Here is a 25,869-nt window from a genome sequence, read left to right as displayed (position 1 = left end):
CCTTTTTTGTTTTCAACAGAATGCCCTATCTTCCGTTCTGCCAAAACAAAAAATACATGTCTGCCAACTCACAAACTATCCAGCAACTCGCTGCTCAACTGGTTCAGAAAGCACAGGCGCTTGATGATAAAACAAAAAGAGCCTACCGGATAAAATATGTGGCAGGCACTGCGGAAAAGGTGGCGGCCAAAACGGCTGAAACGCCCGATACGGAGTATATTTCGCTGCTTCAAAATGTGGTTAACAGCTATCCCGCTACCAAAGAAGAAACAAAGGTGTATGCAGGCCATATTAACCGTTACGATGCTTATGTGCGTAAAAAATACTTTCTGGTACCCGCGGGTTATTACAGAGCAGTGTGGCTGTCGCTCGGTATTGCTATAGGTTTGCCGCTGGGCTTGTCGTTTAAAAATATAGCAGCAGGTATTCCTATTGGTCTGGGCATTGGTTTAGCTGTAGGAACCGGCCTGGAGAGCAAAGCCCGTAAAGAGGGGCGTCTGGTAGATTTATAACCAGATTTCGTAAAAAACAACTGCTTTTATTCCAACTTTTGTTGTATTTCCTGCTCTATACTATATAAGATATAATACAGCATGAAATACACGATTCTTTTAATGCTGCTGTTGTCCGCGGCTACCGCACCCGCACAGCAGCAGGCACCACGTAACCCAAAACTCGCAGCTTACATTGACAGTTTGTATAAGGCAGATCAGCAAACAGCTACACTGGGTGATAGTGCTGCAGCAGCCTATCAACGGGCCATACATACTAATTTTCCCCACGTTAAAGCCATTCTGGAACAGTATGGTTTTCCCGGTTATGATCTGGTAGGCAAAGAGGCCAGCGAACATTACTGGCTGTTGGTGCAGCACAGCGATTTTGAGGTGGCTTTTCAGAAAAAGGCGTTGCCCCTGATGCATCAACAGGTGATGCGTAACAATGCTACCGGAAAGTTTTATGCGTATCTCGCTGACAGGATAGAGGTAAACGAAGGCAGGAAGCAGCGTTATGGTACTCAGATTGTTATGACTGCCAATGGGTATCAGCCCAAACCGCTCGCTGATACCACCCAGGTAGCGCAACTCCGGAAAAGTATCGGATTAAATACACTGGCTGAGTACCTGAACGAGTCTAATGAAGTATTCAACATGCTTAATAAGGGGCATTCCCAGATTATTAATGGAAGATTGGTCAGAGACTCTACCGGCCAGTAATCAATCAGTTATCACCGGTTCGCGCAGCCGCGTGCTAACACTTACATCAGTTTATGAAAAATAGCATGGTTTTAGTGTAAGTATGCATCGTAAAACCATCCGCTATGAAGAATATCCTCACTTCTCTTTGTGTGGCATTATTACTTTCCGCTATTGCGCGGGCACAATCCAAAACATTAAATGGTGTATATGCCGGTGTTCGTGTAACGCCGGGTGTGGTAATGGGCGGCGGTATGACGCGGGAAGATGTAGTAGTGTATTTCAGGCCCGATGGCAGTTTTACCTACGACCTGCATAAGGCAGATTGGCAAACCCGGTCAGATGGTAAGTATACCATTCAGGGTAACAACCTCACCCTGAATTATCAGGTGCATAACAGAACCATCCGTTATAAGCTGGATAAGGATGGTGATATTGATGCAGATGGCTGTACGCTGCTGAAAATGCCGGTAGATGGCAGTGTGCCCAAAGGATATTTTAAATTCAGTATCATCAACAGTTCCGGCGGAGGCAGCAGCCCGGTAACCTATGTGGGCGCTGCCAAAGATCAGGGTTTGCTGTTTGATGGTAAGGGAGGGTTCAGCAGCAACAGCGCCTCCGCTACCGTTATATCCGGCAACGGGGTAGGTGGTGGTAGCAGCCGGGAAAGCAGCGGCAAAGGAACTTATACCATTCACAAAGGCGTGCTTTCTCTGAAATATGAAAACGGCAAAACTGCTGTGCATTCTTTCTTCTGCCGCCCCGGCGATCCGGTAATGGCGGTAATAGATGGTAATATCTATTTTATGGAGGAGCCTCCCAAAGCGGCCTCCCGTAATACAGCTGCTACAGGAAACGCCAGGCAAAATAACACAGGGCCGGCTGCCACCCCGGTGCCTGAAACTGCCGATGGAAAAACACTTTTGTTAAAAGCCAATGCTGTGCATGGTGGTGCAGCACTGAATCAGGTAAAAACATTTGGGTTTACTGCCCTTTTACAGGGGTTGAATGTGCGCAGTATTGCAGATGTGGCGGGTAACCGCGTACGTATTGAAATGCGGAAGGGCAATCAGCTGGTACAGGTAGAGCAACTCGAAGGCAACGCTGGCTGGCAGTGGAAGCAGGGCAAAACCGGAACTTTGTCTGCCGTAAGGGCGGCTGAAATGATGGCTGTTTTTCATGCCGGTGTACTGGGATTGCGTAAACAGGAAATTGAAGCACTTGCCATTAAAGAAGTAAAACCTGCAAAGGCCGGATACAGTGTTCATGGCGGGCAGCAGGGCAAACAATATCTTTTTTTACTCAATAACGAATCGCAGCTGATGGCTGCCGGAGATAATACAGGTAATGTATTGTCTACTTCGGTATACAGCAACTGGAAAAAGGTAGACGGCTTACTGCTGCCCTTTACAGAAGCGGTTTCGGCCGGGGGGCAAAAAGCTACCATTCAATATCAGCAGTATGAAATTAATACGGCGTATCCGGAAACGGTGTGGGCTAAGCCTTAAACTACAAAGCCCGTAGTTGCCAGATGGCTGCTACGGGCTTTGTTATATCTGATTGTCAGTATTACGACTCTTATTTCTTAGGTGCTCTTTTTTTCAATTCCGCTACAGGCATATGCTGCATTCTGCCAATAGGCTTGCCATTCCTATAGGTAATTACCCGCATCATCACTGCATCAACCGGTACGGTTACCGGCGCTGTGTACGCAGGGTAAAACTTATCCGGAAAGCTATTGTCAAAGCTGTAATACATATCCAATCCTTCTATTTCTGTGCTCAGGCTTACTACCAGGTTGCCTGCTGCATCTTTGCTTACGCCGAATAGGGGGTCGTATACACCGGGGCCATATTTTACTTCGGCTGCATCCAGTCTTTTAAAATGTGCTTCGGTGCGTTGCATAAAGTAAGGCCAGTTTTTTCTGCCACCGGGGCTCCAAAGCGCTTCTGCTATGGCAAATCCGCGTGGCCAGGTCATATACTCTGCCTGGCGCATATTGTATACCTGTTCTGCCCACAGGTTGCCTTGTCCGCCTTTAATATAACGTACATCTGCACCGGCAGGTACCGGATCAAACTCATAGGTTTTACTCAGCCGCAGCGAGGCGTATACCGGTGGCTCTGTAATAACATCTGCCTGCATATAATCCAGATACACGTATTTTGCCGGGGTCATTATTACTTCATATTGTTTTAACGAGGCGGCTATGCCGGTATCCTGTTCGCGCCAGTTCATAATTACCGCGCTGTTGGGTACACCAGCCGTGTATATCTCGTCCCAGCCCACCATTTTCTTTCCATGCTTTTCCACCATCTTCATTACACGGGTTTGAAAGTATGCCTGCACTGCGTGCATATCTTTCAGTTTCTCACGCTGCATCAGTTGTTTAATGGCTTCGTTTTTCTGCCAGAAGTTAATAGGGGCTTCATCACCTCCCAGGTGTATATATCCAAAAGGAAACAGCGCCGCCACCTCTTCAATCACTTTATCCATAAACACATACACCTTTTCATTGGCGGGGCACAGGGTATTATCTACCAGGGCAATGGGCGGTGCGCCGTGCGACCAGTCCATAATCTGCTCCCCCGATCGTACTACATATTTATCCGCACCCGGTGTGCAACTCAGTTCGGGGTAAGAGGCAATGGCAGCCAGGCTGTGGGCGGGTACATCCATTTCCGGCATTACCTCCACAAACCGCTCGCGGGCATATTGCACCACCTCCTTAATATCCTCCTGCGTATAAAATCCGCCGTAGGTGCGTGGCTCGTCTGCCGCCGGAGGCGTAAAAAAGCCAAAGCTGCCTGTTTTCTTCACACTCCAGGCGCCTTTATCAGTAAGGTTGGGATAGCTTTTTATCTGAATACGCCAGCCTTCATCGTCGGTCAGGTGCCAGTGCAGTACGTTGTATTTATAACGCACCATGTTATCAATATACTGCTTCACCTCTGCTTTGGTAAAAAAGTGACGGGATACATCTAACATCAACCCGCGCCATCCCAGTCGCGGGTAATCGGTAATATCCAGGCAGGGTAGCTGCCATGGTGTGCCGGTGGTGGCTTTTTTACCTTCTATCGCCTCCGGAAATACCTGCCACAGGGTTTGCGCACCGTAAAAAAGCCCTGCCGCCTGGTTGGCCCGTATGGTAATCTGGTTTGGTTGTATGGTTAACTGATAGCCTTCTTTTCCCAGCTGCGGAACGGCAGTGTCATTCACCAGTAACACAATGGTGCTATTGCTCCGGTCGTTGGAAATAACTACGTTTTTGCCGGTGGCGCGTGTAAGTTTGTCCCGCACATGCCCTGCTACATAGCTGTTTAAGGCAGCTTTATCTGTGCTTACAGTTATCTGGTCAGGCAAGGTAAAAGTTCCTGTTGTTTTTACTACCGATACCGGTTGCGGTATAATGGCTGGTAAAGAACCATCTGTTTGTGCGTGCGCGCGTGACAGAAAAGAGATGATTAATAGAATATAAAGCTTTTTTTTCGGCATTTGGTCAGGCTTTTCGTTATATAGGTGTGGAATAAGCCCATAAATTAATGAATATTTTGTTTTTCACTGCAGAAAAGAAAAAGCTTTGCTCAGTTATGAAGAATGTATTCATGGCAGGTGACAAGCGTTGTAATCCAGAGAATAATGTATATCTTGGTTAAATAAATTATTCAATTACTAATAACTTTAGAAAATGCCTGCTATTAAACTCAATTTTATTAACCAATCTAATGATACCAATAACTCACAGATAGTTATATTTCAGAAAACCAATTCTGCCGGGGATATACCTGCTATAGCATGGACGGTTATAAAAAACTGTGGTAGAGATTTTACGCATCCTTTTGAATATCCGATGTCGTATCAGATAACTGCCACAGATAGCTTCGGCAATACCAGTCCTAAACTTGCTGCAAACAATGGCGATCAGTTTAGTTTCGTATTAGAGCCTTCAGGTCATGCGCTTCATCTTTTGCAGGAAGCCGGAAATCCGGAGGCGGTTACAGTTGCTAATAACCTGGCAGAGGGGGCTATCAACGCCGGAATTTATAAGGATGGGCGTTTACTGGCTGCTATAGATCGTATTTTGCCGGAAGAAAAAGCCAGTTTTAGCTTTACACCTACTATCTGGATTGGTGCAGTTTCGCAATTAGAAGAAGGAGCCGTAATTGATACCGCTATTGCTCAACAAATAGATACAGAAATCAGTTTGCTCGGTATTCAAAGCGCGGATATTATTATGAGAGGCGGCGGATCGGGCCCTGATGCAAAACCCTTTACCTTTAATCTGGAAAATATTAATTACGCATAAACCGTTAAAGTAACCGGGCCCACCCATGTCGGCACCGCCTAAAATACCTGGATAAGGGTATCCGCCGCGCCCAGCCTTTCGGTTACATTTGTTTTATATGACCATAATAATGAAACTAACTAAACCACTCCTGACCGCATTGTTATTACTGCTTACCAGTATGGCTGCTTTTTCGCAGCAACAGCAAATTGTAAAAATTTTAAACGACGAATTGAAGCGTGAGGCCAAACGCGAGCTGGAGAGCGCTTCTTTCGATGGGGATACACTGGTGGTAACGCAGCCTTACCATATTAAGAACAATATACTCAGCTTTTCGGTGAAGAAGAAGGATTATTATGATAGTGTATGGTATATACATACGCAGTCGGTTGATCTGAGTAAGATTACGGCGATAGTAAAAGACATCAATGTGATTTTTGAAACGAAGGCGGATGCAGTACAACTCACGGATAGCATACTCAATCCATTGCCAGGAACCGCTGCGGTTAAAAAAAACACCGGCGATATGCTTTTTGTGCATCTTTCTTACGAGAAAAACAATGAGTCGCTGGCTGTAAAGCTGGTGCAGGCTTTTAAAAAGGCTGGCTACACTATTGAGAAGCGATTTTGGGCAGATTAACTGGCTTTACCGAGTGTTATTAGCGTTTTTTCTGATAACGTACCACCGGTGCGCACAGTAGTTTACAGCAAATGCCGCTCCTGCAGTCGCATGCGGTAGGCGTTTATGGCGGTTTTTCCCAGTTGGTTAATCAGCCGGTAATTCACCACTACCCCTACCACAGCGCCAATGCCAGGTATTAACTGCGCTATCTTGGCCAGATCAATATAATCCCGGTATTCCTGCTGAAAGTGCAGCCAGTCAAACTGATGAATATCCTCCGGTATCGCTTTGCTTTTTTCATCCCATTGGGTAATCTGTTCATAAATGTTTTTCCGGTGTTCCTGGCTGGAAAAAGCCAGCTGAAAAATATGCAGTATAAACAGGCGTTCCCGGTAGTCTTTGGTAGAAAAGCCATAAGCATTGGCTATATCAAAAAGCAGCTTCAGTTTAATGCTCAGCAGAATAGGAAAGTCTGCCAGCGCCAGTAGCAGCCCTCCGGCACCGGTAACGCCGCCTTCTGCCGCCGCCGTGTTCCGGTAAAATTTTATCTTTTCCTGTACAGCGGCTTCTACGGCTTCCAGGGAGGAATAAGGTTTGGCGTTGGATGTGGTATACGTAGCCCCAAACAATACACCGCGCACCATTTGTTTTATGGTGGCCGTTATGGCACTGTGTACTTTATCAGGTATCAGGCTGTTGAGTTTGTTTTGTGCTTTTTTAGAAAGGCGGCTGAAAATGCCGGGCTTACTACGCATTTTCTTTTGCCAGGTGTTTAGTTCTTTTAGGGCCTGCTGGTTGTATAGGATAGACATGGTGTTGCGGCTTTGCTGTAAGTTACGCTAATTTTCGCTGGCCTTGCCGATGCAACTTGCTGCACCATTTATAAGTACATATATTGTACTATTCAAGTTTATGGATATGACGGTAAAAGAAATACTGGCGCAACTGGCCGCCCTTGGCAACGAAAAAATGCGGGCCATTAATGCAAAGGCTGGTGCCGGAGATAATCAGTTTGGTGTTAAAATGGGTGACATACGCGCTATTGCCAAAAAGCTAAAAACCAATCACCCGCTGGCGCTGGAATTGTGGAATACCGGATATATAGAAGCACAACTGCTGGCTATGCTGATTATGAAGCCTAAAGAGCTGTCTGCACAGCAACTGGATGCAATGGTGCGGTCCATCGACTTTCATTGGGTGGCTGACTGGTTCAGCAGTTATATATTGAAAGAGCATCCGGAGAAAGAAACCCTGCGCGAAGACTGGATGAATGCTGATAATGTATGGGCAGCCCGTGCGGGCTGGAGCCTTACCGCAGGCCGCATGGCCCGCGACCCGGAAGGGCTGAACCCCTCAAAAATATTAGACCGCATTGAAAAGGAGATGCCCAAAGCTGCACCGGAGGTGCAATGGACTATGAATACCACACTGGCGCAGATTGGCATTAATATGCCTGAACACCGGGCACGTGCGTTGGCTATTGGTGAAAAACTGGGTATTTACCGGGATTATCCGGTGTCTAAAGGCTGTACTTCACCGTTTGCGCCTATATGGATAAATGAAATGGTGAGCAGGCAGAAGTAATCCGTTGGCTCTTGAAGCATTTTATTGCTGTTCCAGTTCGTACAGCGCCAGCTCTATAGCTGTTATGGTGTAAATTCTATCTTTTGTATAACTAACCAGTTTATCAAGAAGATCAATAATACGGCCGGTTTGAGAATCAGGAGATGGGGAATGTTTAAAAACCTGCTTTGGTTCTCCATCTATCATCATACTCAGGCGGTATTGTGTACCGTCCAGTACTATTCTTTGCGCGTCCGGGTTCCTGGCCTGCCTGATATTTTTTCCCAATAACGTCATTAATCTGTCACCCAGCGGCTTGCTCAGTTCACGTTGTGTTATCGTTTTAACTGGCTCTTCGTTTTTTTGATAGTAGATAAACTGAAAATAGTTTTTGCTTAGCTCCAGATAAGTGAGTTGATACTCTTTTTCATGCTGTTCGAGTATTAATAAGCTTTCTCCTGTAAAAGAGGGCTGTATAAGGTAGTAGAATGGTATAGAGGTTAATGCATCGGGTTGCAGGAATGCCTGCAACTCTTTATCGTAGTTACTTAGGCGGCTTCTTCTATCCCCTTCATTTACCGGTTCAAATACATCCATGTCAGCCCGATCCTGAAGGTATTGCTGATATTGTTTCAGCATCCGGGCTTCCAGTTCAGGAGTGTTTCCGGGATTGAATCTTTGCCAGTTGGATTTAAAAGTTTCAAAATCATTATTCATAATAACACTACAAAGGGTTATGAACAAAAATAGCGTTTCTTCTTATGCATGCTCTTTCGTTTTTCACACTAAATTGGTACCTATTATGGGAACGTTTAATAATTTGATTGTTGAGGTTGTTTGCGCTTCGTGTAGTACGCGGTATAAAGCAGGTATTCAATTTAAATACGCTCATACCTGGTTGTTAGATTATCGGATCGGCGATAAGCTGGAATGGTTTAACGAAAGGTATGATATTGGTGCACCCGGCAAAAAGCTGGTGAAAATGTACGGCGTTTTAGGTGTTGAACACTGCCCCCAGGGCTGCGTGGTAGGCGAGGAAGAGTTCGATATTATTCTGCGTAATGATGTGTTGGAGAGCTATCGTAAAATAGAAAAGCGGGAAGATTATCTGGATGGTAATGGGGAGTATTTTGTGATAGAGCATTAATTATCATTAAACAATCGCAACTTCTTTCTTATAAAGGCCAGTGCACGGGTAATATTGCCCTCCACGGCCTTTTCTGTTATCAGCAGGGTAGCTGCAATAGATTTATTGTCCATACCGTTTTCCCGGCTTAACAAATATACTTCCCGGCTTCTTTCGGGCATCAACTGTATAGCTGTGTGCAGGGCGTGTTGTAATTCGTTATAGTGTATCTGTTTTTCAGTGTGGTTTACGGGTGGGGTGGCGGTGGTGGTTTTATAGGCCACGTATTGATCGCGCACCTGTTGCTTGCGATAGTATTCCAGTATTTTCAGTTTCAGCGCGCTGAACAGGTAGTTTTTCAGGGTGGTTTCTATTACGCGGTTGTGCCGCTTTTCCCACAGGCTGATGAATATTTCCTGCACCAGTTCTTTAGATACTTCTGTATCTGTTACGTGTTTGTTGCAGAACACATACAGGTCGCGCCAGTGTGTTTCGTACGCCTGTACAAACACTTCTTCTGTAATACGGATGCCGGCGCTTTGTGTCATTAACCTCTGATCTCACTTTTTTTTGAATGCGGCAATAATAGTCTGCGAATCAGCCTGCGGGTTTACGCAAAAAGGAAAAATGATTTGAGTAATCGGGAAAAGAAATCCATTTAAAAAAAAGATAAAAGTGCATGTAGGGTTACGGAACCGTTGCGCAACTTCAGTAGTGCAATAAGCTGAATATGTCGCCAGAGTTACTGAAAAAATATCACAGTGCTACCTGCACCGCCGAAGAGCGTGCAGCGGTAGAGGCCTGGCTTCATGCAGAGGAAGTGTTGCCAATAAGCAATACGAACGAGGTGGAAGATGCGCCGGTAGTAAAAAAGGAGATATGGCAGGGCATAGCCCAGGCTATGCAGCAAACAAGGCGGCGGCGTTTGATGTTGCGGTATACCGGTATAGCTGCTGCGGCCTGTATGTTGCTGGCAGTGCTTACGGGTAAAACCTTTTCGGGTCTGTTTCATAAAACCATTACCATAGATAACCGGCTGGGCGCTGCGGTGTCTACCGTGCATATAGGCAATCTGCAGTTTGCCGTACAACCCAATAGCAGTTGTACGGTTACGCTGCCATTCTGGGGCAATACGCCGGGGCAGGTGCAGTTATGCGGCGCAGTATCGGTGGTTAACGCTGCCGGTGTAGCAGTACGGTTACAGGTAAACAGCGATCAGCAGCATTGCCCCGGCAATGAAGGCAGTGATGTTGTTTCGCTTAACCGCGGGCAAATGTATCTGGCTATGACCGATCAGCAATATCATTTAATATCCGCTACCCAACAGGAACTGCGCGATGGGCTTCCCCGCTCGTTCAGCGCGCGACTTACAGAGCGTTTTAAACTATAATCAACAAGCATGTTGCTTCGTATAACCGGATGGTGTATCCTGTCCTTCTTTGTTATGCCCCTATGGGCACAGAACGATACTGCTTCACTACCTGCAGCCGGTGCGGCAGTGGTGGTAGAGGCGGCGCGCACACTGGAGCGCGTAAAGCAGGTGGCTTTTCCGGTAACGGTAGTAAACGGCAAAGAGCTGCGCAACCGTAATGCCGATGTAAACCGGGTGCTGGATGCCTTGCCGGGTATGCGGGTACGCGAAAGTGGCGGCATGGGGTCTGCTTTTGAATATTCCATTAACGGACTATCTGGTAAAGCGGTTAAGTTTTTTATAGATGGTATTCCTATGGAAACCATGGGTGGTACGTTCAGCATTAACAATATTCCCGTAAATGTTATTGACCGTATAGAAGTATATAAAGGCGTAACCCCGGCAGAGTTGGGTGGCGATGCGCTGGGCGGTGCGGTGCATATTATTACGCGTAAAGATGTATATAGCTTTCTGGATGCCTCTTACAGCTACGGCTCTTTCAATACCCATCGGGCAGCTGTATCCGGTAAATGGTATACGCCGCGCAGCGGCTTTACGCTGTCAGCCAATGGTTGGGTAAACCATTCTGATAACAATTATCAGGTATGGGGTAATACAGTGGAAGTGGCAGATGAAAACGGGCGGCCTATAGCAGGCAATCATAAGTACCGGCGTTTTAATGATGATTACCGGGCCATTAGCGGCAGGGTAGAAGCGGGGTTTACCAACACTGCCTGGGCCGATCAGTTGTTGCTGTCGTTTACCCTGTCCCATCAGCATAAAGGCATACAAACAGGCCGTACCATGGCTTTTATATATGGTGATGTGCGGTATAAAGAAAAGCTGCTGATGCCATCTATCCGGTATGCTAAAAAGAACTGGCTGGTGCGTGGTTTGCAGGTAGATTTGTTTGCTGCTTTAAACCGGGTGGAAGGTAGTACCATAGATACCGGCTCCAATAAATACAACTGGGCAGGCGCGGTAATTACCAGCGGGGTAAATGGCGAGCTGAATGGCATTCGCGCACAAAAATCGCTGTACACTTTTACCGATCATACCCGAATGGCCGTAGCGCATTTGGGTTACCAGCTGTTGAGTGGCCATACCATCAGCCTTAACACCAATGCCCGTTTTACCACCCGTAAAGGCAGTGATGCCATTGCCAGGGCGGAGTGGACAATCCCTTTTCGCGAGCCGCAGCACCTGAACAAAATCATCAGCGGTTTATCGTACCAGGCACAGTTGCTGAATGGTAAATGGACCAACAGCGTATTTGTAAAAAGCTTTGCCTACACGGCTGAAGCCAATGTATATGATTATAACGGTGGTCAGCAGAAAGAACTGATTACCTACCGTACCTCCAAACACACCTGGGGTGTGGGCTATGGTACCGTAATAAAACCAGATGCCAACCGGCAGATTAAGTTTTCAGTAGAAAATGCCTCCCGGTTACCCGAAGCGCAGGAGTTACTGGGCGATGGTAATACCATACTCAATGCACCTATGCTGCAACCCGAGCGCAGTTTGAATATGAACGCGGCCTATATACAACGCATTCCGCTGGGCAAGCAGGAACTGAACCTGGAAGGTGGTGTGTTCTTCCGCAATACCAGCAACCTTATCTGGCTGGGCGAGGGCGATTTGTTTGGTACTGCCCGGTACGAGAATATCAACAAACTCAGAAGCATGGGCATAGAAGCGTCGGTTGCTTACACTAACAAAAAATGGTTAGAGGTATCTGCCAACGCTACCTGGCAGGATGTGCGCAACCGCCAGCGCTACACCACCTCGGGTGCGCGGAATATTGTATATAACGACCGTATGAAGAATATGCCTGCCGTAATGGCCAATGCAGAGGTGAGGCTGTATACCCCCGCTGCTGCCGGTAAACGCCGTATATCGGTATATGTAAACACCCACTTTGTACAAAGCTATTTTCTTAACTGGCCCAGCCTGGGCGATCCTGCCACCAAAAAGCGCATTCCGCAACAGTGGGTGCAGGATGCAGGTATTACATATGCCTTTCCCGGTAATGCCTGTAGCATTACCGTGGAATGCAGAAACCTGCTGAATAAGCAGGTGTACGATAATTACCTGTTACAAAAGCCGGGCAAGTTTGCCAGTGTTCAGATACGCTATTTTTTTAGTCAAGTAAAGCACAACCAATAAATGATTATTATGAAGCAGATGTTTAAAAGAACTTCTATTACCGCCTGCGCTTTTGCAGCGCTGGCCTTTGCCGCCTGTACTTTATCGTGCAGCAAAAACGACAGCACACCCGGAGCCAGCAGCGATCAGCATTTTACCATTGCTGCCTGGGGCAACGGCGATGATCAGTATGTTGCTTCTGTGCCTGCTATTATGGAAGGCTCACTTACTTTTAAAGGAAAGGGTATTGAAGTACAGGGCTCCCGCTATCTGCACCACAAACAATATGTATATCTGATGAACCTGCCGGAGAAAAAGTTTATTCAGTTTGAAATGCATAAAGATGGCAGCATTCAACAAAAAGCCTATATACTTACCGATGGTGTAGTACCTAACTATTTTCAGTCGCTGAATGTGGTGGATGACACCACGCTGCTGGTGCTGGGCGCTAACGAAGGTAATAACGGTGTAGTGGGCTGGGCCCGCATTTCTACCACCCGCTTTGTGGTAAAAGATAAAGGTACTATGAGTGTGCCTGCCACACCCGGTGTAGAATACTACCTGGGTAAGGGCTTTGTAGATAATGGTAAGTTTATTATAGGCGGTTATTTTTACGATAACAATGCCAAATCTTACGTAGCAGATGGTGTGCAGGCGTTGGTATACGATTATCCTGCTATGACCAACATGAAAGTGATTAAAACCAATGTTACCTCCGGCGGTATTGGCTACGATTACCTGCATACCCTGGATAAAGACGAAGAAGGTAACCATTACTTTGTAGTAAGCGCCGGTAAATACTGGACGGGTACCGGTGGTAAGTCTGGCGTGGTACGTATAAAAAAAGGTGCTGCTGAGTTTGATCAGGACTATTTCTTTGATATCACTACCCCTGTTGGCAAACAAGCCTGCCTGATGGGTATGAACTATGTAAGCAACGGCATTGCCTTTGGTACCGTACAGTACGAAGCAGATATGACCTCACTGCGCGACCGTTATAAAAACATTGCCCAGGTTATTAAAATGGACCTGCGTAACAAAACCGTTACGGTAATGAATACACCATTAAGCCCTGTAGGTATGGTGCGTTTTCCCCTGGTGTTCAATAACAAATATTATACTGGTATTGCCCCTATTGATGGTGATGCTTTCATTTATGAGTTTGACCCTGCGGGCGATGCCAATGCCTTTAAAAAAGGCCTTGCGCTGGACGGCGGCGGTTATGTACAGGTGCAGCTGATTGCACCGCATCCTGTTAATTAACAGGGGGCTTTAATCCTTACCCAATTGCAAAACGGGCTGCTTTCCCTGGCGGGAGGCAGCCCGTTTTGCGTATGCATTTAGTAAAGGTTATTTACCTAACAATATAATTGCATTAGCTACCTCCCGCTCACCTGCGTGGTCAAATTGTTTGTTATCGGTAGGGTAGTTAACCACACCGTTATCTGGTTGTCCTTTAATATACAGGGTGGTAGAGCCGCCGCCGTCCAGGTTAAGTGCTTCGGTGCAACCCAGCCAACGCATTAGTTTTTGCAATTCAGGTATGCTCATGCCTGCTGCTTCTTTTGCGCGGCCGTCTACGGTTAGTAATATGATTGTTCCGTTTGATGTTTTACCTACGGCTGTACGTGGGTGTCTGTCGTTACAAAAGTCATCATTAGGTATGGTGCTGTTTTGGCCGTTTATAATCATTACCGGGCCAGATGACATGATGTCTCTGGCTACCAGTTCTGTTTCCCAGTTTATATTACCGGAGTCTGCTGTTAAAACAGAAAGGTTCTTTTTACCCGAAATCGCAACCACACCCTGTTGGTTGCGTTGACGTGTGCTGTCTTTACGCCATACATGGGGCGCAATGAGGCTGTCGTTTACACGCATATATACCACCGAACGGTTTTTGCCCATGTAAGAACGTTCCAGCCGTTGCTTGCCCGTATTGCCGGAAGTGTGATCCGGATCGGGACCGCGCATTTTAAAGAAAGAGCCGTTGATTGCAGCTAGTGCATTGTGCTGCATGGCTATGGTAGAGGTTTTATCTAATGAATCGGAGTAGGCCACAGCCAGCCGTATTTTTCTGGCTTTGGGGGATATTTCAATAACGTTGATGTTCTGATTGGCATTAAACAGCTGGTTGCCGGTAATATGAAGGCTCTTCCATTGCACACGCTTTGCAAGCTTTTTAACCGTCCAGTTGACGTTGGTAAGCGTTATTGAATCATTTTGTGCAAAAAGGGAGAAACAAATACTACACAATAAAGAGGCGAAAATGCTTTTTTTCATCTTGAAAGGCTATTGGACTGATGCTGAAAAGGCGTTTAAGAGGGGCTAATTTAGGTACAGTTTTACAATAGATAGGTTAGAGTCCTGGCCAAACGCATGTTATTATATTATTATGCAGATGCCCGCCTTCATATAATAGATACCTGAGAAAGGAAAATGGGGGATGCCTGATGAAAATATTTTCTACTTTTTATTAATGTAATTACATTGATTCTGTGTTTTCGGGGGCTACTGCTTGTAATAATCTACATTCATTGAAAGTCTTACTAATACTCATTCCCGCTTTTTACTTCAGTATTGCCTGTAAGGGTGGAGGTAAAATGCCTGACAGGTCTGGTGTATATGTTAAAACAATTGCCGGATTGGGTAAACTGGAGTTATCTCTTATCCGCTTGAGCGATACTGTGTATTATTTTGAACATGAGGTACGCAAAAGCAATACAGCTGATTCGTCCGATAACGTAGCCATTGGGCTGGGTATTTTAAAGTGGAGGAATGATACATTGGTTTATATGACTTCAGGAAAGCACTATTACTTTAAGGCTTTCTTTCCAGGTGCTGCTGAACTGATATGTTCTTTGCTGCAGGTAGCTTTTTCCCATAAGGTAGAAATAGCCAATAATGTTGCCCATATTTTTTTGTGTTACCTGAAAATAAATATCTGTTAGTGGAGAAAAAAAATCCGGTAACCAATTTTTATTTTCCGTTGCCGGATAAATTTTTTGTGCTACCTGAAAATAAATATCTGTTAGCGGAGAAAAAAAATCCGGTAACCAGTTTTTATTTTCCGTTGCCGGATAAATTTTTTGTGTTACCTGAAAATAAATATCTGTTAGCGGAGAAAAAAAATCCGGTAACCAGTTTTTATTTTCCGTTGCCGGATTAATTTTTTGTGTTACCCGAAAATACAATTCCGTTAGTGGAGAAAAAAAATCCGGTAACCAATTTTTATTTTCCGTTGCCGGATAAATTTTTTGTGTTACCTGAAAATAAAATTCCGTTAGCGGAGAAAAAAAATCCGGTAACCAATTTTTATTTTCCGTTGCCGGATTTTTATTTTTTGTTTCTGAAATAATTGTTGTTGCCCGCTCATTGTTTTACCTGGCTTGCTAAATATCCGGTTGTATGTAGAGAGAATATTGTGCTGCTGGCGGAAAAGTGGTTGGCGATAACTGAAAATTTGATAGTAATTACGAAGAAAAAATCAATGCATCCGGAAAATCCGACCTTAATAATGAAATAAAAGATACCCGCTTCTGTTTCAAATAACCGGCGTATTGATTTATTTTATGAATCAGCGGCGGTATATGTTGTTTCAGGTACCGGACTTCTTCGTTGCTGTTGCTACCGGGCTGGTTGCTGTTGTTGCGCAGATCGGTTTTGTATAAAATAGCTGACTGTATAATAAACCGGTATTGCTGTATCAGATTGTTTTGTTCCTGACTATTGTTTTGCAGCGCGGGGCCAGTGTTTCTGCTAAGTACTTCCTGGTACCAGCTTCCCTGTTGTATTAATACGTTCAGTCGGTTAATGCAGTTTTCGGTTGTAAGTTGTTTATTTTCTGCTGTCTGTTGTATTTGCTGCAGGTAGCTTTTTACCATAAAAAGGCTGTCGGCGCTTTTGCCGTTTTGGGTATAAACCATTACCGGTATCATACAGATTGTGATTACACTTGCTATAACAACCATTTTTAGCATAGGGTAAAATTATCAATAATACCACTGCTGTAAACTACCCATGTTTAGGTATTTCTGTTAGGCCGGGTTGGGTAAACGGAGAAAAAGGTTTTGCCATGGCCTGTAAGAGTAATTATAATTACCAGTGTTTTTGGGGAGATGAGTGTGTATGGTGTTTGTGTGTAAAAAACAGAAGCCCCTTTATAATAGATACCTGAAAAGGTAAAATGGGGGATGGTATTGAGAAATATTTTTCTGCTATTTTGATGTAATTACATCAATGTTTGGTTCGGGAATTTGATCCATATAATATATGAATACCTCAAGGGATATGCGGTGGCCATTTTAACAGTTGGGAAACTTGCTTCTCCATTAGTATAGCCCTGTTTTGCTTGTGTGGGGATGATCCTCACACATGTAAAACTCGTCGCCACATATGTGGGGATGAATTTTATAGCTGTAAAACTTGTCGCGATAGTACACGGTGAGGAAATAAATTGTGAAGAAAAAGTCGCCAGTTCGGATAATTTCGGGTGAGTACTGCCTGGTATTCTATTACCATTTTGGAAATAAGCCATTACTGATTTCATACAGATAGTAAGCAGAATTGCGATAATATTCATTTTAGCATAGGGTAAAATGATCAGTAATACTACTGCTGTAACTACCGATGTTTAGGTATTTCTTTCTGTAATAGTTGCAACTATTTTTGAATTGTATTTCTATTGAAAACAGGAGTCGATTGCCTCTGTTATTGCGGTGTTTATACTGTTTGTGTGTAAAAACAGAAGCTCCATTATAATAGATACCCGGGAAAGTAATTGGGGGATGGTGGGATGAAATATTTCTCAGTACTTATCAGTGTAATTACATTGATTTGTTTCTTCTCGGATACGGTAGAGCTTCAGTTCGTTTTTTAGTAGGTAGCATTATATACTGTACTAAATTATATGTCATTCCTGATATTCCGGTTTCCCTTATTCTATAGATTTAGTTTTTTATATTTTTAAAATATGTATTTTGCTTTAAACAACCCTGCTAAATAAAATGAAGAATATTGCCCTTGCTGCAATGATGCTGTTTGCATCTTATGCCTTATTTTGCTACAGAAAATAAGAAGGGAACTCAGATTGTTTCGATAACGGACTACGAATCAAAATCCATTTTGTATACCAATAATAATGTTCAGAATTTACAGGGGGTGAAGCTTAAAATACCCAGAACCTCTATCTATAAAATCTCCGTAACTACCAATCACCTTTTCGACAGGCAGTGTAAGTTTATATTAAAATGTGTGCCCGATTCGGAAGCACCAGCTAGTTTTAGCAGAAATGTTGCATGGATGACAAAACAGGATACTTCTTTTTTAATAAGTTATACAGATAAAAAAACAAATGCAAGTTTTGAAGCTGTGGCGTTGCAGACTCCAATTAATCATTACCTGAATGGCGGATTGAATGCAACCTTTAGTACTGGAAAGTCACGCATTACTTTCCCGATAACTTTGCCAGCTAACACGGTAGAATGGTATTACACATTTGCTGCTACGAGGAACAAGGCCAATGTTCAGGCTACAAAAGATCAGATGAAACTTTTTTCTACTTTATCAAAAATGCTTGCTGGTGGTGGACCATTATCTATAGCTCTTAATATGCTTGGTCAACCGCCGGGCGCTGATTACTGCGATGTCTATTTATTACCTACCGAATATTTTCAGGCTTTTGAAAGAAAGGAGGAGCAGAAATGGAAATATATAGCTGAGGGTACCCGCTTGAATGTTATGTCAGGGGTTGTGAAGGTTAATAGCTGCTGTAATCAAGGTACTTATTTTCTGGGTTTCAAAAATCCGAGTCCCAGTTATGGTTTAGAGATAATGATTGAGGTGGTGGCTATAGTAGAAAAGGCTACTATGGAGAGGGTGCAGGTTAAAACACCATTGACTGTTAAAACTATAAAGGTGCCGGTTTTTACTACCAATTAGTTTCGGATAAGTCAAATTAAACAAGCGGATGGTGCAGGAAAATTGCGCAGTTCGCTTGTTTTATTTACAACTTACTTGCGTTGAACATACCTATCTATAATGCGATCTGTTACCGGCCTTAACCTTCTCTCATATTGGATGGGGTGGTAACCATCTGATGTGAAAAATTCTACCACATTGTCTATTTTAGTATACCATACCCATCCTTTAGACTTTGATGTGATGGTATCTGTGTTCGTTATCTTTTTGAAATGCGTTAGTTTTTCCGCATCCAGCGCTATCACCAGCACTCCATCCATTTTCTGATTACAGGGTATTTGCTCATAGTGGTCACCTGTCCAATACATACAACCTTCCTGGCCGGTTAATACGGGTTTTGTACTGTTTTTATTTCCCAACCAATAACCTCCCAGGCTTAAAGATGATATAAGTACAATTGCTAATATAGTTATCCGTTGTTTCTTAAAAGTAATAGTGGATTTTACAGGTTCTATTAAATGGGCATCTCCTGTTTTTGTTGTTCCTCCACTGGTTTCTTTTACGGGTTCCCGTATTGGTTCAGGTGAGGCGTCTGGTTCTGCCTTCTTATCTTCTTCAACTATATCCTGCTGTTTAGCTATTTTGTTTGCTTGATGTCCGTCGCTATTGGGGTCAGTCTTTCTTTCATCTTCTGCTACTCCGCCAGGTAATACCGGAATTTCTTCCTCCGTATTCTCTTGTTCTTTCCCACTTTGCTTTGCTTTTTCCTTATAAACTTTTCCGAGAATAAAAGGCCTGTCTTCAAAATCAATCAGCCAGGCTAACAGTTCAATATTCTTTTTTCCGGTACTGGCTTTACCGGTTTTAAGTTTATTTAAGTAATTAATCAGCGGTTTGAATTTCTCAATGTCGTGCATTTCTATTGCCTTTAAATAGGAGGCATGGTCCTTCTGTAAACCAAAAAAGGTTGCTAAGCAGCCTTCATCTTTCTTCTGATAGCGATGGTGACACACTTCCAGGCACTCGTCGCGGAGACTTGCACGAGTAGGGTTTATCAATCGTTGAGAAATGGCATTCTGTGCCAGTTTCATCTCATACTCCTCAATGACTAATGATAGATAATCAGGATACATTTCAAGAAATATAATAGTAAAGCTAATCGAATTTTCGGAATCGTTCCGGTATTTCCGGAATTGTACAGGAATTACCGGAAATATCGGAATCGTTTGCTAATCAGCCTCTTGGGCCGCTATACCTTTGCTTTGTAATCAAAACACACCGCGTTGATCGGCGGTTTATCTGATCAGATTGATTACGCAATAAGCAGAGAAAGCGAAGGTGAATAACCGGCCTGGGAAACGTTTACAAGTCTTCGCAATCAATGCCTTCTCTCTTCCCAAACATGTAAGAAGCGCTTCTTACCTCTCCCGCGGTTCAGTGCCCGGAACCTGGCCGCACCCATTTTTTCATACTTATTAAATTAAATTAAAATGTTACACATTTTTATAGCGCTCTTTATGGCATTGGTGTGCCCCAACAACAACGGTAATACAAATAGTAATAATGGTGCACCGGTAAGTACCATGGATACCGGCGGCGAAACAGGACATGTGCCGCCGAATCCACCGCTTCCTCCCAAACCGCAGATATAAAAACATACGAAAGGCAGGCATTAGCTTGCCTTTCTTTTTTATAGCCTGGTGTTAATCACAGGCTATTTTTTTATTTTTAGGCTAAATAGCCCTGAAAAAATGCGCCTGTACGTAATAGCCCTAATGGCTTGCCTGTTTGCCTGTCAACAAAAAAAAGCAATACCTCCGGTGGTAAGAGAGCCGGATTATGCTAAAGCCGAGTCGCTTATATACCGGCAGAATGATTCGGCTTTTTATTATTTTACCCGTGTAGTACAACATTCTAAAGACAGTTTACTGGTTGCTATGGCTTATAATAATATGGCAGCCATTCAGTCCGATGCGGGAGATTATTTTGGAAGTCAGGAAAGTCTGTTAACCTCACTAAAGTATCTGGATGAAAGAAGGGAAAGGGATCACTACTGCTTGTCTTCCGATTTCAATGAACTGGGAAGTACCAGTCTGAATCTGAAAAATTACGAGGCTGCTATCGGGTATTATAATCTGGCACTGAAGTTTGCACAGAATGAAGACTATAAACTGGTGTTTCTGAATAATAAGGCGCTTGCCTGGCAGAAGAAAAAAGACTTTGAAAGGGCGATAGCACTCTACGATTCTGTTTTAGGTAACCCTGTGCCGGATGCCAAAGTGTATGCACGGCTTTTGTCTAACCGGGCCAGAACAAAATGGCTGCAACAGCCCGCTTACAATGCAGCGCCGGAATTCTGGTCTGCCCTGGGTATCAGGCTGAAGCAGGAGGATGCGTGGGGGCAAAATGCCAGTTATGCGCATTTATCTGACTATTACGCCCGTTCTCACCCTGATTCGGCATTGATATATGCCCATAAAATGTATACGGTTGCCCGCCAGCTCAATAGTGCGGATGATGAAATGGAGGCCCTGCAGAAATTAATAGCATTGAGTACTGCTACCAGCAGCAAACAATATTTTACCCGCTATCAGTATCTGAACGATAGTACGCAAACGGCCAGGAGTAACGCTAAAAATCAGTTTGCCTTAATCCGTTATGAATCGGAGAAAAACAAAGCCGAGAATCTGGAATTACAGAAGGAGAATGCCGATAAAAAGCTTCAGATTATACAGCAGTGGTTTGTAATAGGTGGCGTGTTGCTGATATTATTTTACGCATGGGGCTGGTACCGGAAAAGGAAACGGAAGCTGGAGTGGAGGGCGCAGAATGCCATTCGTGAGCATCAGCTGAAAACCTCGCAGAAGGTGCATGATGTAGTAGCGAACGGGCTCTATCGTATTATGGTGGAAGTGGAACATCAGGAAGTAATTGATAAAGAAAGCCTGCTGGATAAGATAGAAGAGATGTATGAACAATCCCGCGATATCTCTTATGAGCATACGGAAACAGCGGAAACGGATTTTCAGGAAGCGGTGGCCGGGTTGTTCGAAACTTTTGCTACACAGCAAACCAAGGTAATGGGTGTGGGCAATAACAAAGCCTTGTGGCAGAAGGTAGATGCCCGTGCAAAAACAGAAGTGCGGCATATACTACAGGAGTTGCTGGTGAACATGAAAAAGCATAGCCATGCGGATAATGTGGTAATACGGTTTGAGCAGGTAAATAATCAGGTGAATATTCTTTATACCGACGATGGGGTAGGGTTGCCTGCCGGTAATATTTCAGGAAATGGATTAACCAATACGGGAAACCGTATTCAGGGGTTAAACGGCACAATTACTTTTGATACGGGTGCTGTAAAAGGTACCAGGATTCTGATTTCATTTCCAATAGAATACACACATGATTAAAAAGGTACTGATAGCCGAAGACCATGAAAGCACAAATATTTCTGTGCAGAAGACGATGGAGGAGTTGAGTATTGCAGACCCGCATTACGTTTACTATTGTGATGACGCCTTTGCTAAGGTGCAGATGGCTATACAGAAAGGGCAGCCTTATGACTTACTTATTACTGATTTGTCTTTTGAAGAAGATGCCAATGTACAGAAAATAACCGGCGGCCTTACGCTTATACCTGCGGTGCGCCAGATACAGCCCGACTTGAAAATAATTGTGTTTTCTGCAGAGCACCGCGCTGCCACTATTGAGATGTTATTTCAGCAGCTGGATATTGATGGTTATGTACGTAAAGCCAGACATGATGCCAAAGAACTGGTAACAGCCGTAGAAGCTGTTTCCCGGCATCAACGCCATTTTCCCAGACATCTTACCCAGTTGATTAAACAAAAGAATACGCACGACTTCTCCGAATACGATATTATGGTTATATCCCGTTTGGCAGAAGGCATGCATCAGAAAGATATACCCGCTTATCTGGCAGAAAATAAAATACGCCCCTCGGGATTAAGCAGCCTGGAAAAGCGGCTGGCTTATATAAGAGAAGTGCTTGGCTTTTCCAAGAACGAGCAACTGGTTGCTTTTTGTAAGGATATGGGTATTATATAAGCAGCAGATAATAATTCCTGCTTACGGTTTTCCGTATAATTAGGTTTTAAGGGGAGACTACTTTTAACGCACAATAATAAACAAAGCGCTATGAAGTATTACGTTTCTACCAATGCCCAGCCTACGGGTGAACATGAAGTACACAATGAATCCTGCCCGTTTCTTCCAAAGCCAGAGAATCGCGTATATCTGGGAGATTTTTCTACCTGTCAGGATGCTGTTGCCAAAGCAAGTAGTTACTATTCTAATGTAGATGGCTGCAAAGTTTGTTCGCCGTCTTGTCATACAAAGTAGTAACCTCAATACTGCTACCGGCGGGGCTTCTGCCGGTGGCTCTTTATGTCATGTACTATCTATCCATAATGAAAACGTTATTGTTTGTTTGCTGCTTTCTTAGCGCTGCCCGCTGTATGAATAGTCCGGAGGTATATGTCTGTAGTAGCAGGTATGCACGGAAATATCATTTGAAGCCTGACTGCAGAGGATTAAGTGATTGCCAGTACCGTATTGTTAAAACAACGCTGGACAGTGCAGAGAGTAAGCATAGAACCCTTTGTAACTGGGAGAAGCCGGCTTCTCCCAGTATACAGCATCATCAAATTCCTGAATAATTGTTATGAGTTTATCTTATCGGAAATCTGTTAGTGCTGGCCCGTTTAGAGTCAATTTTTCTAAAAGTGGCGTCAGTTATTCGGTGGGTGTAAAAGGAGCCCGCGTTAATATGGGGCCCAGAGGTACCTATGTTAATCTGAGCTCTAATGGTATCAGTTATCGTAAAAAAATAGGTGGTAATCCGCCTGCCAACCGGAATGTGCCGTTGCCTGCTACAAGGGAGGTGATTAACAACATTACTTCCGCACAGGTAGAGCAGCTGACGGATACCGATTCCAAATCGTTTATTACAGAGCTGACTGAAAAGAGTCTGCAGGCTTCTTATGTTAAGCGGTGGGGCTTTTTTCCGCTGATAGTGTTGCTCTGCATTCTGATCATAAGCTCGTTCAGTCAGGAACAGACTATAGTGCCTTCTGCTTATGGTGGGCAGATAACGGAAAATGCGCTGAAGATGACCAACCCTTACCTGTTATACCAGTTGGCTATCTGTTTCTTTTGTTTCATACCGCTCATTTACTGGCTAACGAAAGTGGATAAGAAGCGGTTTGAGATGGAGTTGAACTATGAGATGGACGAGCAGTACAAACAGATTTATCAGCAGTTCAGCGCTCATTTTATTTCCTTTTCCAAATCGGCTAAAGTGTGGCAGTACCTCAATGCCCAACGCACAAACGATTTCAAGCGTAATGCTGGTGCCGGCAAGCTGATAAGACGCATTGGTGTAAGTGGAATAGCTGCCCATAAAGTTCCGCTTCAGCATTTTATTACCAATGTATCCATACCCTATGTTGTATTAAACAACATGGAGCTTTACTTTCTGCCTGAACGTTTGCTTATAAAGCGCGGAAAAACCTTCGCGGCAGTATTTTATAAAAACCTCCGCGTAACCACAAATGTTACACGCTTTATAGAGGACGGTTTTGTGCCACACGATGCTTCTGTTATTGATTATACCTGGCGGTATGTAAACAGAAACGGTGGCCCGGACAGGCGATTTAACAATAACCGGAAATTGCCCATATGTGCTTATTCAGAATACATGTTTACATCTGATACAGGCATTTTTGAGGTGATATCTACCTCGAAGACGGCGGCCATGGATGCTTTTTCCGGGTTTTTATCGAAGATTGGGGAGTTGCAGGGGGCGTATGTTCATTAAAAAGCGGCTTTATTAAATTGAATTTTAATTTATAATTATATCGAGTGTTCAGGTTACTTATATTAACAAGAAAGATCGTTTCAGTACGCATGAAAATACTACCCATCTTGGTGGCGAAGGCGGGAAATAGGCAAGTGCTAAGGTTGTCGCTTCTATAGAGAAAAAGCAGCATGCCTTTTATACTATGGGGGTAACAGTCGTGCGGAATTTCGGGTGGGGAACGGACGAATGGAAAGTGTTTGAGAACATACGATGACGACCTGCCAAAGATAATCTGTTGGCGTTGTCTGAATACGGGTAGTTTTAATGCGTATGCCTTTATGCGTTGTTGAGAATCCCCGCTGAGAGAATAATAATATGTTTTGCAGGTTGGGATTCATTTGAAATTTATTTATTGCTTTCAAATGATTGGTTTGCATTTGTTTCTGAAAGTTCTTGCTATGGGAGGAGGAAGCGAGCTATAATAGCAAGGTTCAATGTCACAAAGCTTCGATGAAGCTAGTGTAGATTAAAGTTAACTATTGAGTTTTCGATATATTTAGTTTTTAAGTCGTTTGGATTCGTGAAAAGTATTTAAGTTTGCTAAAATTTATAGGATGTAATTGGTGTTTGATATTATTATTATTATTATTAATGTCATGATTAGTGTGTCTTTAATTTAATAGCTTAAAATAAAGATAGTATGATTAGGTTTTTGTTTTTGGTTTTTCTTTTGAATGGGGTCTTTCCGGGATTTTCTCAGAATGTAAATAATACTTATATAAAAGAAGCCGAAACGGTGAATGTTTATAGCGGAAATGTTACTATCGGTAAGGTTATTATCAACGAAAGCTTAGCAACTAAATTGTATATTTTATCTTCAAAGCAATATCGAGATTCTTCTGGATATTTTGTGACAGTTATTGCATTAGGCAATAATGAAAAAGTTCCCGTTTTTGGGGTCGATTTAGACTTTAGATTTGATAAACCTATATTGTCAGCCAATGCGAATTTAATGGGTATGTCTGTTCAGGAGAGCACTTCGGAGAATAGGAGAAATTATAAACTTACTGCAGCGCAATTAAATAGATATCCTGATGGGATAAGAAATGTTGTCGATTTGGAGTTTAAAAGTATGTTCGAGGTTAAGTTTACAATAAAAGGTGTTAGTGGAAATTTTAAATAAGAGCATGTTTATTTTATATGTATAATGGATTTATTTTTTAACCTCCTTTTGAGATTTTTTGCGAGAAAGATTTCAATTTGGTCTGATTTATTACATGGTTTATGTGGGATTTTTTTATCGAATATTTTGCTTCAATTATAACTTTTACGCTTGGTGCTGTTACAGCGATTAAGGAGTGGAAGAGGGATCGGCTTTCGTCAAAAAAGTATTTGTTTTTTATTATAGCGATGCTTGTTATAGCGATGATTGTTGATGTAAGTAAGAAAATGAGTGATAGCCTTAAGGAGGATAAAGTGAAGAATGATACTGACTCGCTGAAAAATGGTATAGCAGTATTAAAAAGTAAACTTATTGAAAAAAACACGAGTGATAGCCTTTTTCAAATTGAACTTAATAAGAAGTTCAGAATAATAAGAGATAGTATTACAAATGAACCTAAAGTAATAAATCAAACAAACAGTTACAATACAGATATTGGGAAAGCTGGCGTAGTTAATATTGGTAGATAGAGTGGCAAGTTTGGCGTAGTGAAATGCTTTTCTTTTTATAAGGAAGAGGTGTTTTTTTAGAAGCTAGTATACTGATCTCTTTAGAAATT

At 43.4% G+C, this 25,869-nt stretch carries 25 protein-coding genes; 18 read left to right on the top strand and 7 right to left on the bottom strand.

All coding sequences use genetic code 11. The features are described from left to right. The first annotated feature begins 56 nt into the window (after positions 1-56). The 3 genes from IEY13_RS11175 (at position 57) to IEY13_RS11165 (ending at position 2,701) form a co-directional block, all read left to right on the top strand. On the top strand, positions 57-512 hold the full coding sequence (locus IEY13_RS11175; RefSeq protein ID WP_188952055.1) for a glycine zipper domain-containing protein: 456 nt from the start codon (positions 57-59) through the stop codon (positions 510-512). Positions 513-593: 81 nt separating this feature from the next. Next, the gene (locus IEY13_RS11170; RefSeq protein ID WP_188952054.1) at positions 594-1,214 is read left to right on the top strand and encodes a DUF6624 domain-containing protein; all 621 of its coding nucleotides are present in this window, start codon (positions 594-596) and stop codon (positions 1,212-1,214) included. A gap of 104 nt (positions 1,215-1,318) precedes the next feature. Then, positions 1,319-2,701: a hypothetical protein gene (locus IEY13_RS11165; RefSeq protein WP_188952053.1), complete on the top strand. Its 1,383-nt coding sequence runs from the start codon at positions 1,319-1,321 to the stop codon at positions 2,699-2,701. 70 nt (positions 2,702-2,771) lie between these two features. On the opposite strand, the gene IEY13_RS11160 is transcribed toward IEY13_RS11165, so the two are convergent. Beyond that, the gene (locus IEY13_RS11160) at positions 2,772-4,688 is read right to left on the bottom strand and encodes a beta-N-acetylhexosaminidase (protein WP_188952052.1); all 1,917 of its coding nucleotides are present in this window, start codon (positions 4,686-4,688) and stop codon (positions 2,772-2,774) included. A gap of 193 nt (positions 4,689-4,881) precedes the next feature. Between IEY13_RS11160 and IEY13_RS11155 the strand changes: the two genes are divergently transcribed. Together IEY13_RS11155 and IEY13_RS11150 are read left to right on the top strand one after the other, a co-directional pair. Beyond that, the gene (locus tag IEY13_RS11155; RefSeq protein WP_188952051.1) at positions 4,882-5,499 is read left to right on the top strand and encodes a hypothetical protein; all 618 of its coding nucleotides are present in this window, start codon (positions 4,882-4,884) and stop codon (positions 5,497-5,499) included. A 109-nt stretch (positions 5,500-5,608) separates the two neighbouring features. Further along, positions 5,609-6,118, top strand: a complete 510-nt coding sequence (locus tag IEY13_RS11150) for a hypothetical protein (protein WP_188952050.1) — start codon at positions 5,609-5,611, stop codon at positions 6,116-6,118. 62 nt (positions 6,119-6,180) lie between these two features. Here IEY13_RS11150 and IEY13_RS11145 read toward each other — a convergent pair whose 3' ends face one another. Next, positions 6,181-6,912 carry an EcsC family protein gene (locus IEY13_RS11145; RefSeq protein ID WP_188952049.1) on the bottom strand — a complete coding sequence of 244 codons (732 nt, stop codon included), beginning with the start codon at positions 6,910-6,912 and terminating at the stop codon, positions 6,181-6,183. Positions 6,913-7,012: 100 nt separating this feature from the next. Here IEY13_RS11145 and IEY13_RS11140 point away from each other — a divergent pair, with 100 nt between their 5' ends. Further along, positions 7,013-7,684, top strand: coding sequence for a DNA alkylation repair protein (locus IEY13_RS11140; RefSeq protein ID WP_229687825.1), 672 nt, complete (start codon positions 7,013-7,015; stop codon positions 7,682-7,684). 21 nt (positions 7,685-7,705) lie between these two features. Here IEY13_RS11140 and IEY13_RS11135 read toward each other — a convergent pair whose 3' ends face one another. Continuing rightward, positions 7,706-8,380: a hypothetical protein gene (locus IEY13_RS11135; protein WP_188952048.1), complete on the bottom strand. Its 675-nt coding sequence runs from the start codon at positions 8,378-8,380 to the stop codon at positions 7,706-7,708. An 85-nt stretch (positions 8,381-8,465) separates the two neighbouring features. Between IEY13_RS11135 and IEY13_RS11130 the strand changes: the two genes are divergently transcribed. Continuing rightward, entirely contained in the window at positions 8,466-8,810 is a 345-nt protein-coding gene (locus IEY13_RS11130; protein ID WP_188952047.1) for a hypothetical protein, read from the top strand. Here IEY13_RS11130 and IEY13_RS11125 read toward each other — a convergent pair. Beyond that, positions 8,807-9,337, bottom strand: a complete 531-nt coding sequence (locus IEY13_RS11125; RefSeq protein WP_188952046.1) for an RNA polymerase sigma-70 factor — start codon at positions 9,335-9,337, stop codon at positions 8,807-8,809. The two genes, IEY13_RS11130 and IEY13_RS11125, sit on opposite strands and share 4 nt — an antisense overlap. A gap of 182 nt (positions 9,338-9,519) precedes the next feature. Here IEY13_RS11125 and IEY13_RS11120 point away from each other — a divergent pair, with 182 nt between their 5' ends. The 3 genes from IEY13_RS11120 to IEY13_RS11110 are packed head-to-tail and all read left to right on the top strand — an operon-like array spanning position 9,520 to position 13,611. Beyond that, positions 9,520-10,179 carry a hypothetical protein gene (locus IEY13_RS11120; RefSeq protein ID WP_188952045.1) on the top strand — a complete coding sequence of 220 codons (660 nt, stop codon included), beginning with the start codon at positions 9,520-9,522 and terminating at the stop codon, positions 10,177-10,179. Positions 10,180-10,188: 9 nt separating this feature from the next. Further along, positions 10,189-12,369 (top strand): TonB-dependent receptor, encoded by a 2,181-nt coding sequence (locus IEY13_RS11115; protein ID WP_188952044.1) that lies wholly within the window; start codon positions 10,189-10,191, stop codon positions 12,367-12,369. A gap of 9 nt (positions 12,370-12,378) precedes the next feature. After that, positions 12,379-13,611 (top strand): DUF4374 domain-containing protein, encoded by a 1,233-nt coding sequence (locus IEY13_RS11110; RefSeq protein WP_188952043.1) that lies wholly within the window; start codon positions 12,379-12,381, stop codon positions 13,609-13,611. Positions 13,612-13,698: 87 nt separating this feature from the next. On the opposite strand, the gene IEY13_RS11105 is transcribed toward IEY13_RS11110, so the two are convergent. After that, the gene (locus tag IEY13_RS11105; protein WP_188952042.1) at positions 13,699-14,628 is read right to left on the bottom strand and encodes a phosphodiester glycosidase family protein; all 930 of its coding nucleotides are present in this window, start codon (positions 14,626-14,628) and stop codon (positions 13,699-13,701) included. 254 nt (positions 14,629-14,882) lie between these two features. On the opposite strand from IEY13_RS11105, the gene IEY13_RS11100 reads away from it, so the two are divergent. Then, on the top strand, positions 14,883-15,296 hold the full coding sequence (locus tag IEY13_RS11100; RefSeq protein ID WP_188952041.1) for a hypothetical protein: 414 nt from the start codon (positions 14,883-14,885) through the stop codon (positions 15,294-15,296). 522 nt (positions 15,297-15,818) lie between these two features. On the opposite strand, the gene IEY13_RS11095 is transcribed toward IEY13_RS11100, so the two are convergent. Next, on the bottom strand, positions 15,819-16,283 hold the full coding sequence (locus tag IEY13_RS11095) for a hypothetical protein (protein ID WP_188952040.1): 465 nt from the start codon (positions 16,281-16,283) through the stop codon (positions 15,819-15,821). Between the two features lie 1,111 nt (positions 16,284-17,394). Between IEY13_RS11095 and IEY13_RS11090 the strand changes: the two genes are divergently transcribed. After that, entirely contained in the window at positions 17,395-18,285 is an 891-nt protein-coding gene (locus IEY13_RS11090; protein ID WP_188952039.1) for a hypothetical protein, read from the top strand. A gap of 71 nt (positions 18,286-18,356) precedes the next feature. Here the strand turns inward: IEY13_RS11090 and IEY13_RS11085 are convergent, their stop codons facing one another. Beyond that, a complete protein-coding gene (locus tag IEY13_RS11085) occupies positions 18,357-19,397 on the bottom strand; it encodes a hypothetical protein (protein ID WP_188952038.1) in 1,041 nt (346 codons plus the stop codon). A 357-nt stretch (positions 19,398-19,754) separates the two neighbouring features. Between IEY13_RS11085 and IEY13_RS11080 the strand changes: the two genes are divergently transcribed. The 6 genes from IEY13_RS11080 to IEY13_RS11055 all read left to right on the top strand — a co-directional run bounded on the left by IEY13_RS11080 (position 19,755) and on the right by IEY13_RS11055 (position 25,780). Beyond that, positions 19,755-19,916: a hypothetical protein gene (locus tag IEY13_RS11080; RefSeq protein ID WP_188952037.1), complete on the top strand. Its 162-nt coding sequence runs from the start codon at positions 19,755-19,757 to the stop codon at positions 19,914-19,916. Between the two features lie 99 nt (positions 19,917-20,015). Next, positions 20,016-21,677 (top strand): ATP-binding protein, encoded by a 1,662-nt coding sequence (locus IEY13_RS11075; protein ID WP_188952036.1) that lies wholly within the window; start codon positions 20,016-20,018, stop codon positions 21,675-21,677. Then, a complete protein-coding gene (locus tag IEY13_RS11070; protein WP_188952035.1) occupies positions 21,670-22,335 on the top strand; it encodes a response regulator in 666 nt (221 codons plus the stop codon). The genes IEY13_RS11075 and IEY13_RS11070 overlap by 8 nt, the downstream gene beginning before the upstream one ends. 616 nt (positions 22,336-22,951) lie before the next feature. Then, a complete protein-coding gene (locus IEY13_RS11065) occupies positions 22,952-24,106 on the top strand; it encodes a DUF4236 domain-containing protein (protein WP_188952034.1) in 1,155 nt (384 codons plus the stop codon). A gap of 682 nt (positions 24,107-24,788) precedes the next feature. Then, positions 24,789-25,271, top strand: coding sequence for a hypothetical protein (locus IEY13_RS11060; RefSeq protein WP_188952033.1), 483 nt, complete (start codon positions 24,789-24,791; stop codon positions 25,269-25,271). A 101-nt stretch (positions 25,272-25,372) separates the two neighbouring features. Next, complete coding sequence (locus tag IEY13_RS11055; protein WP_188952032.1) at positions 25,373-25,780, top strand: hypothetical protein; 408 nt, start codon at positions 25,373-25,375, stop codon at positions 25,778-25,780. Positions 25,781-25,869: the final 89 nt, after the last annotated feature.

Origin of the sequence: Filimonas zeae (assembly GCF_014641615.1) — a bacterium.
GTDB lineage: Bacteria > Bacteroidota > Bacteroidia > Chitinophagales > Chitinophagaceae > Filimonas > Filimonas zeae.
This window is presented reverse-complemented; position numbering and strand designations above follow the sequence as displayed.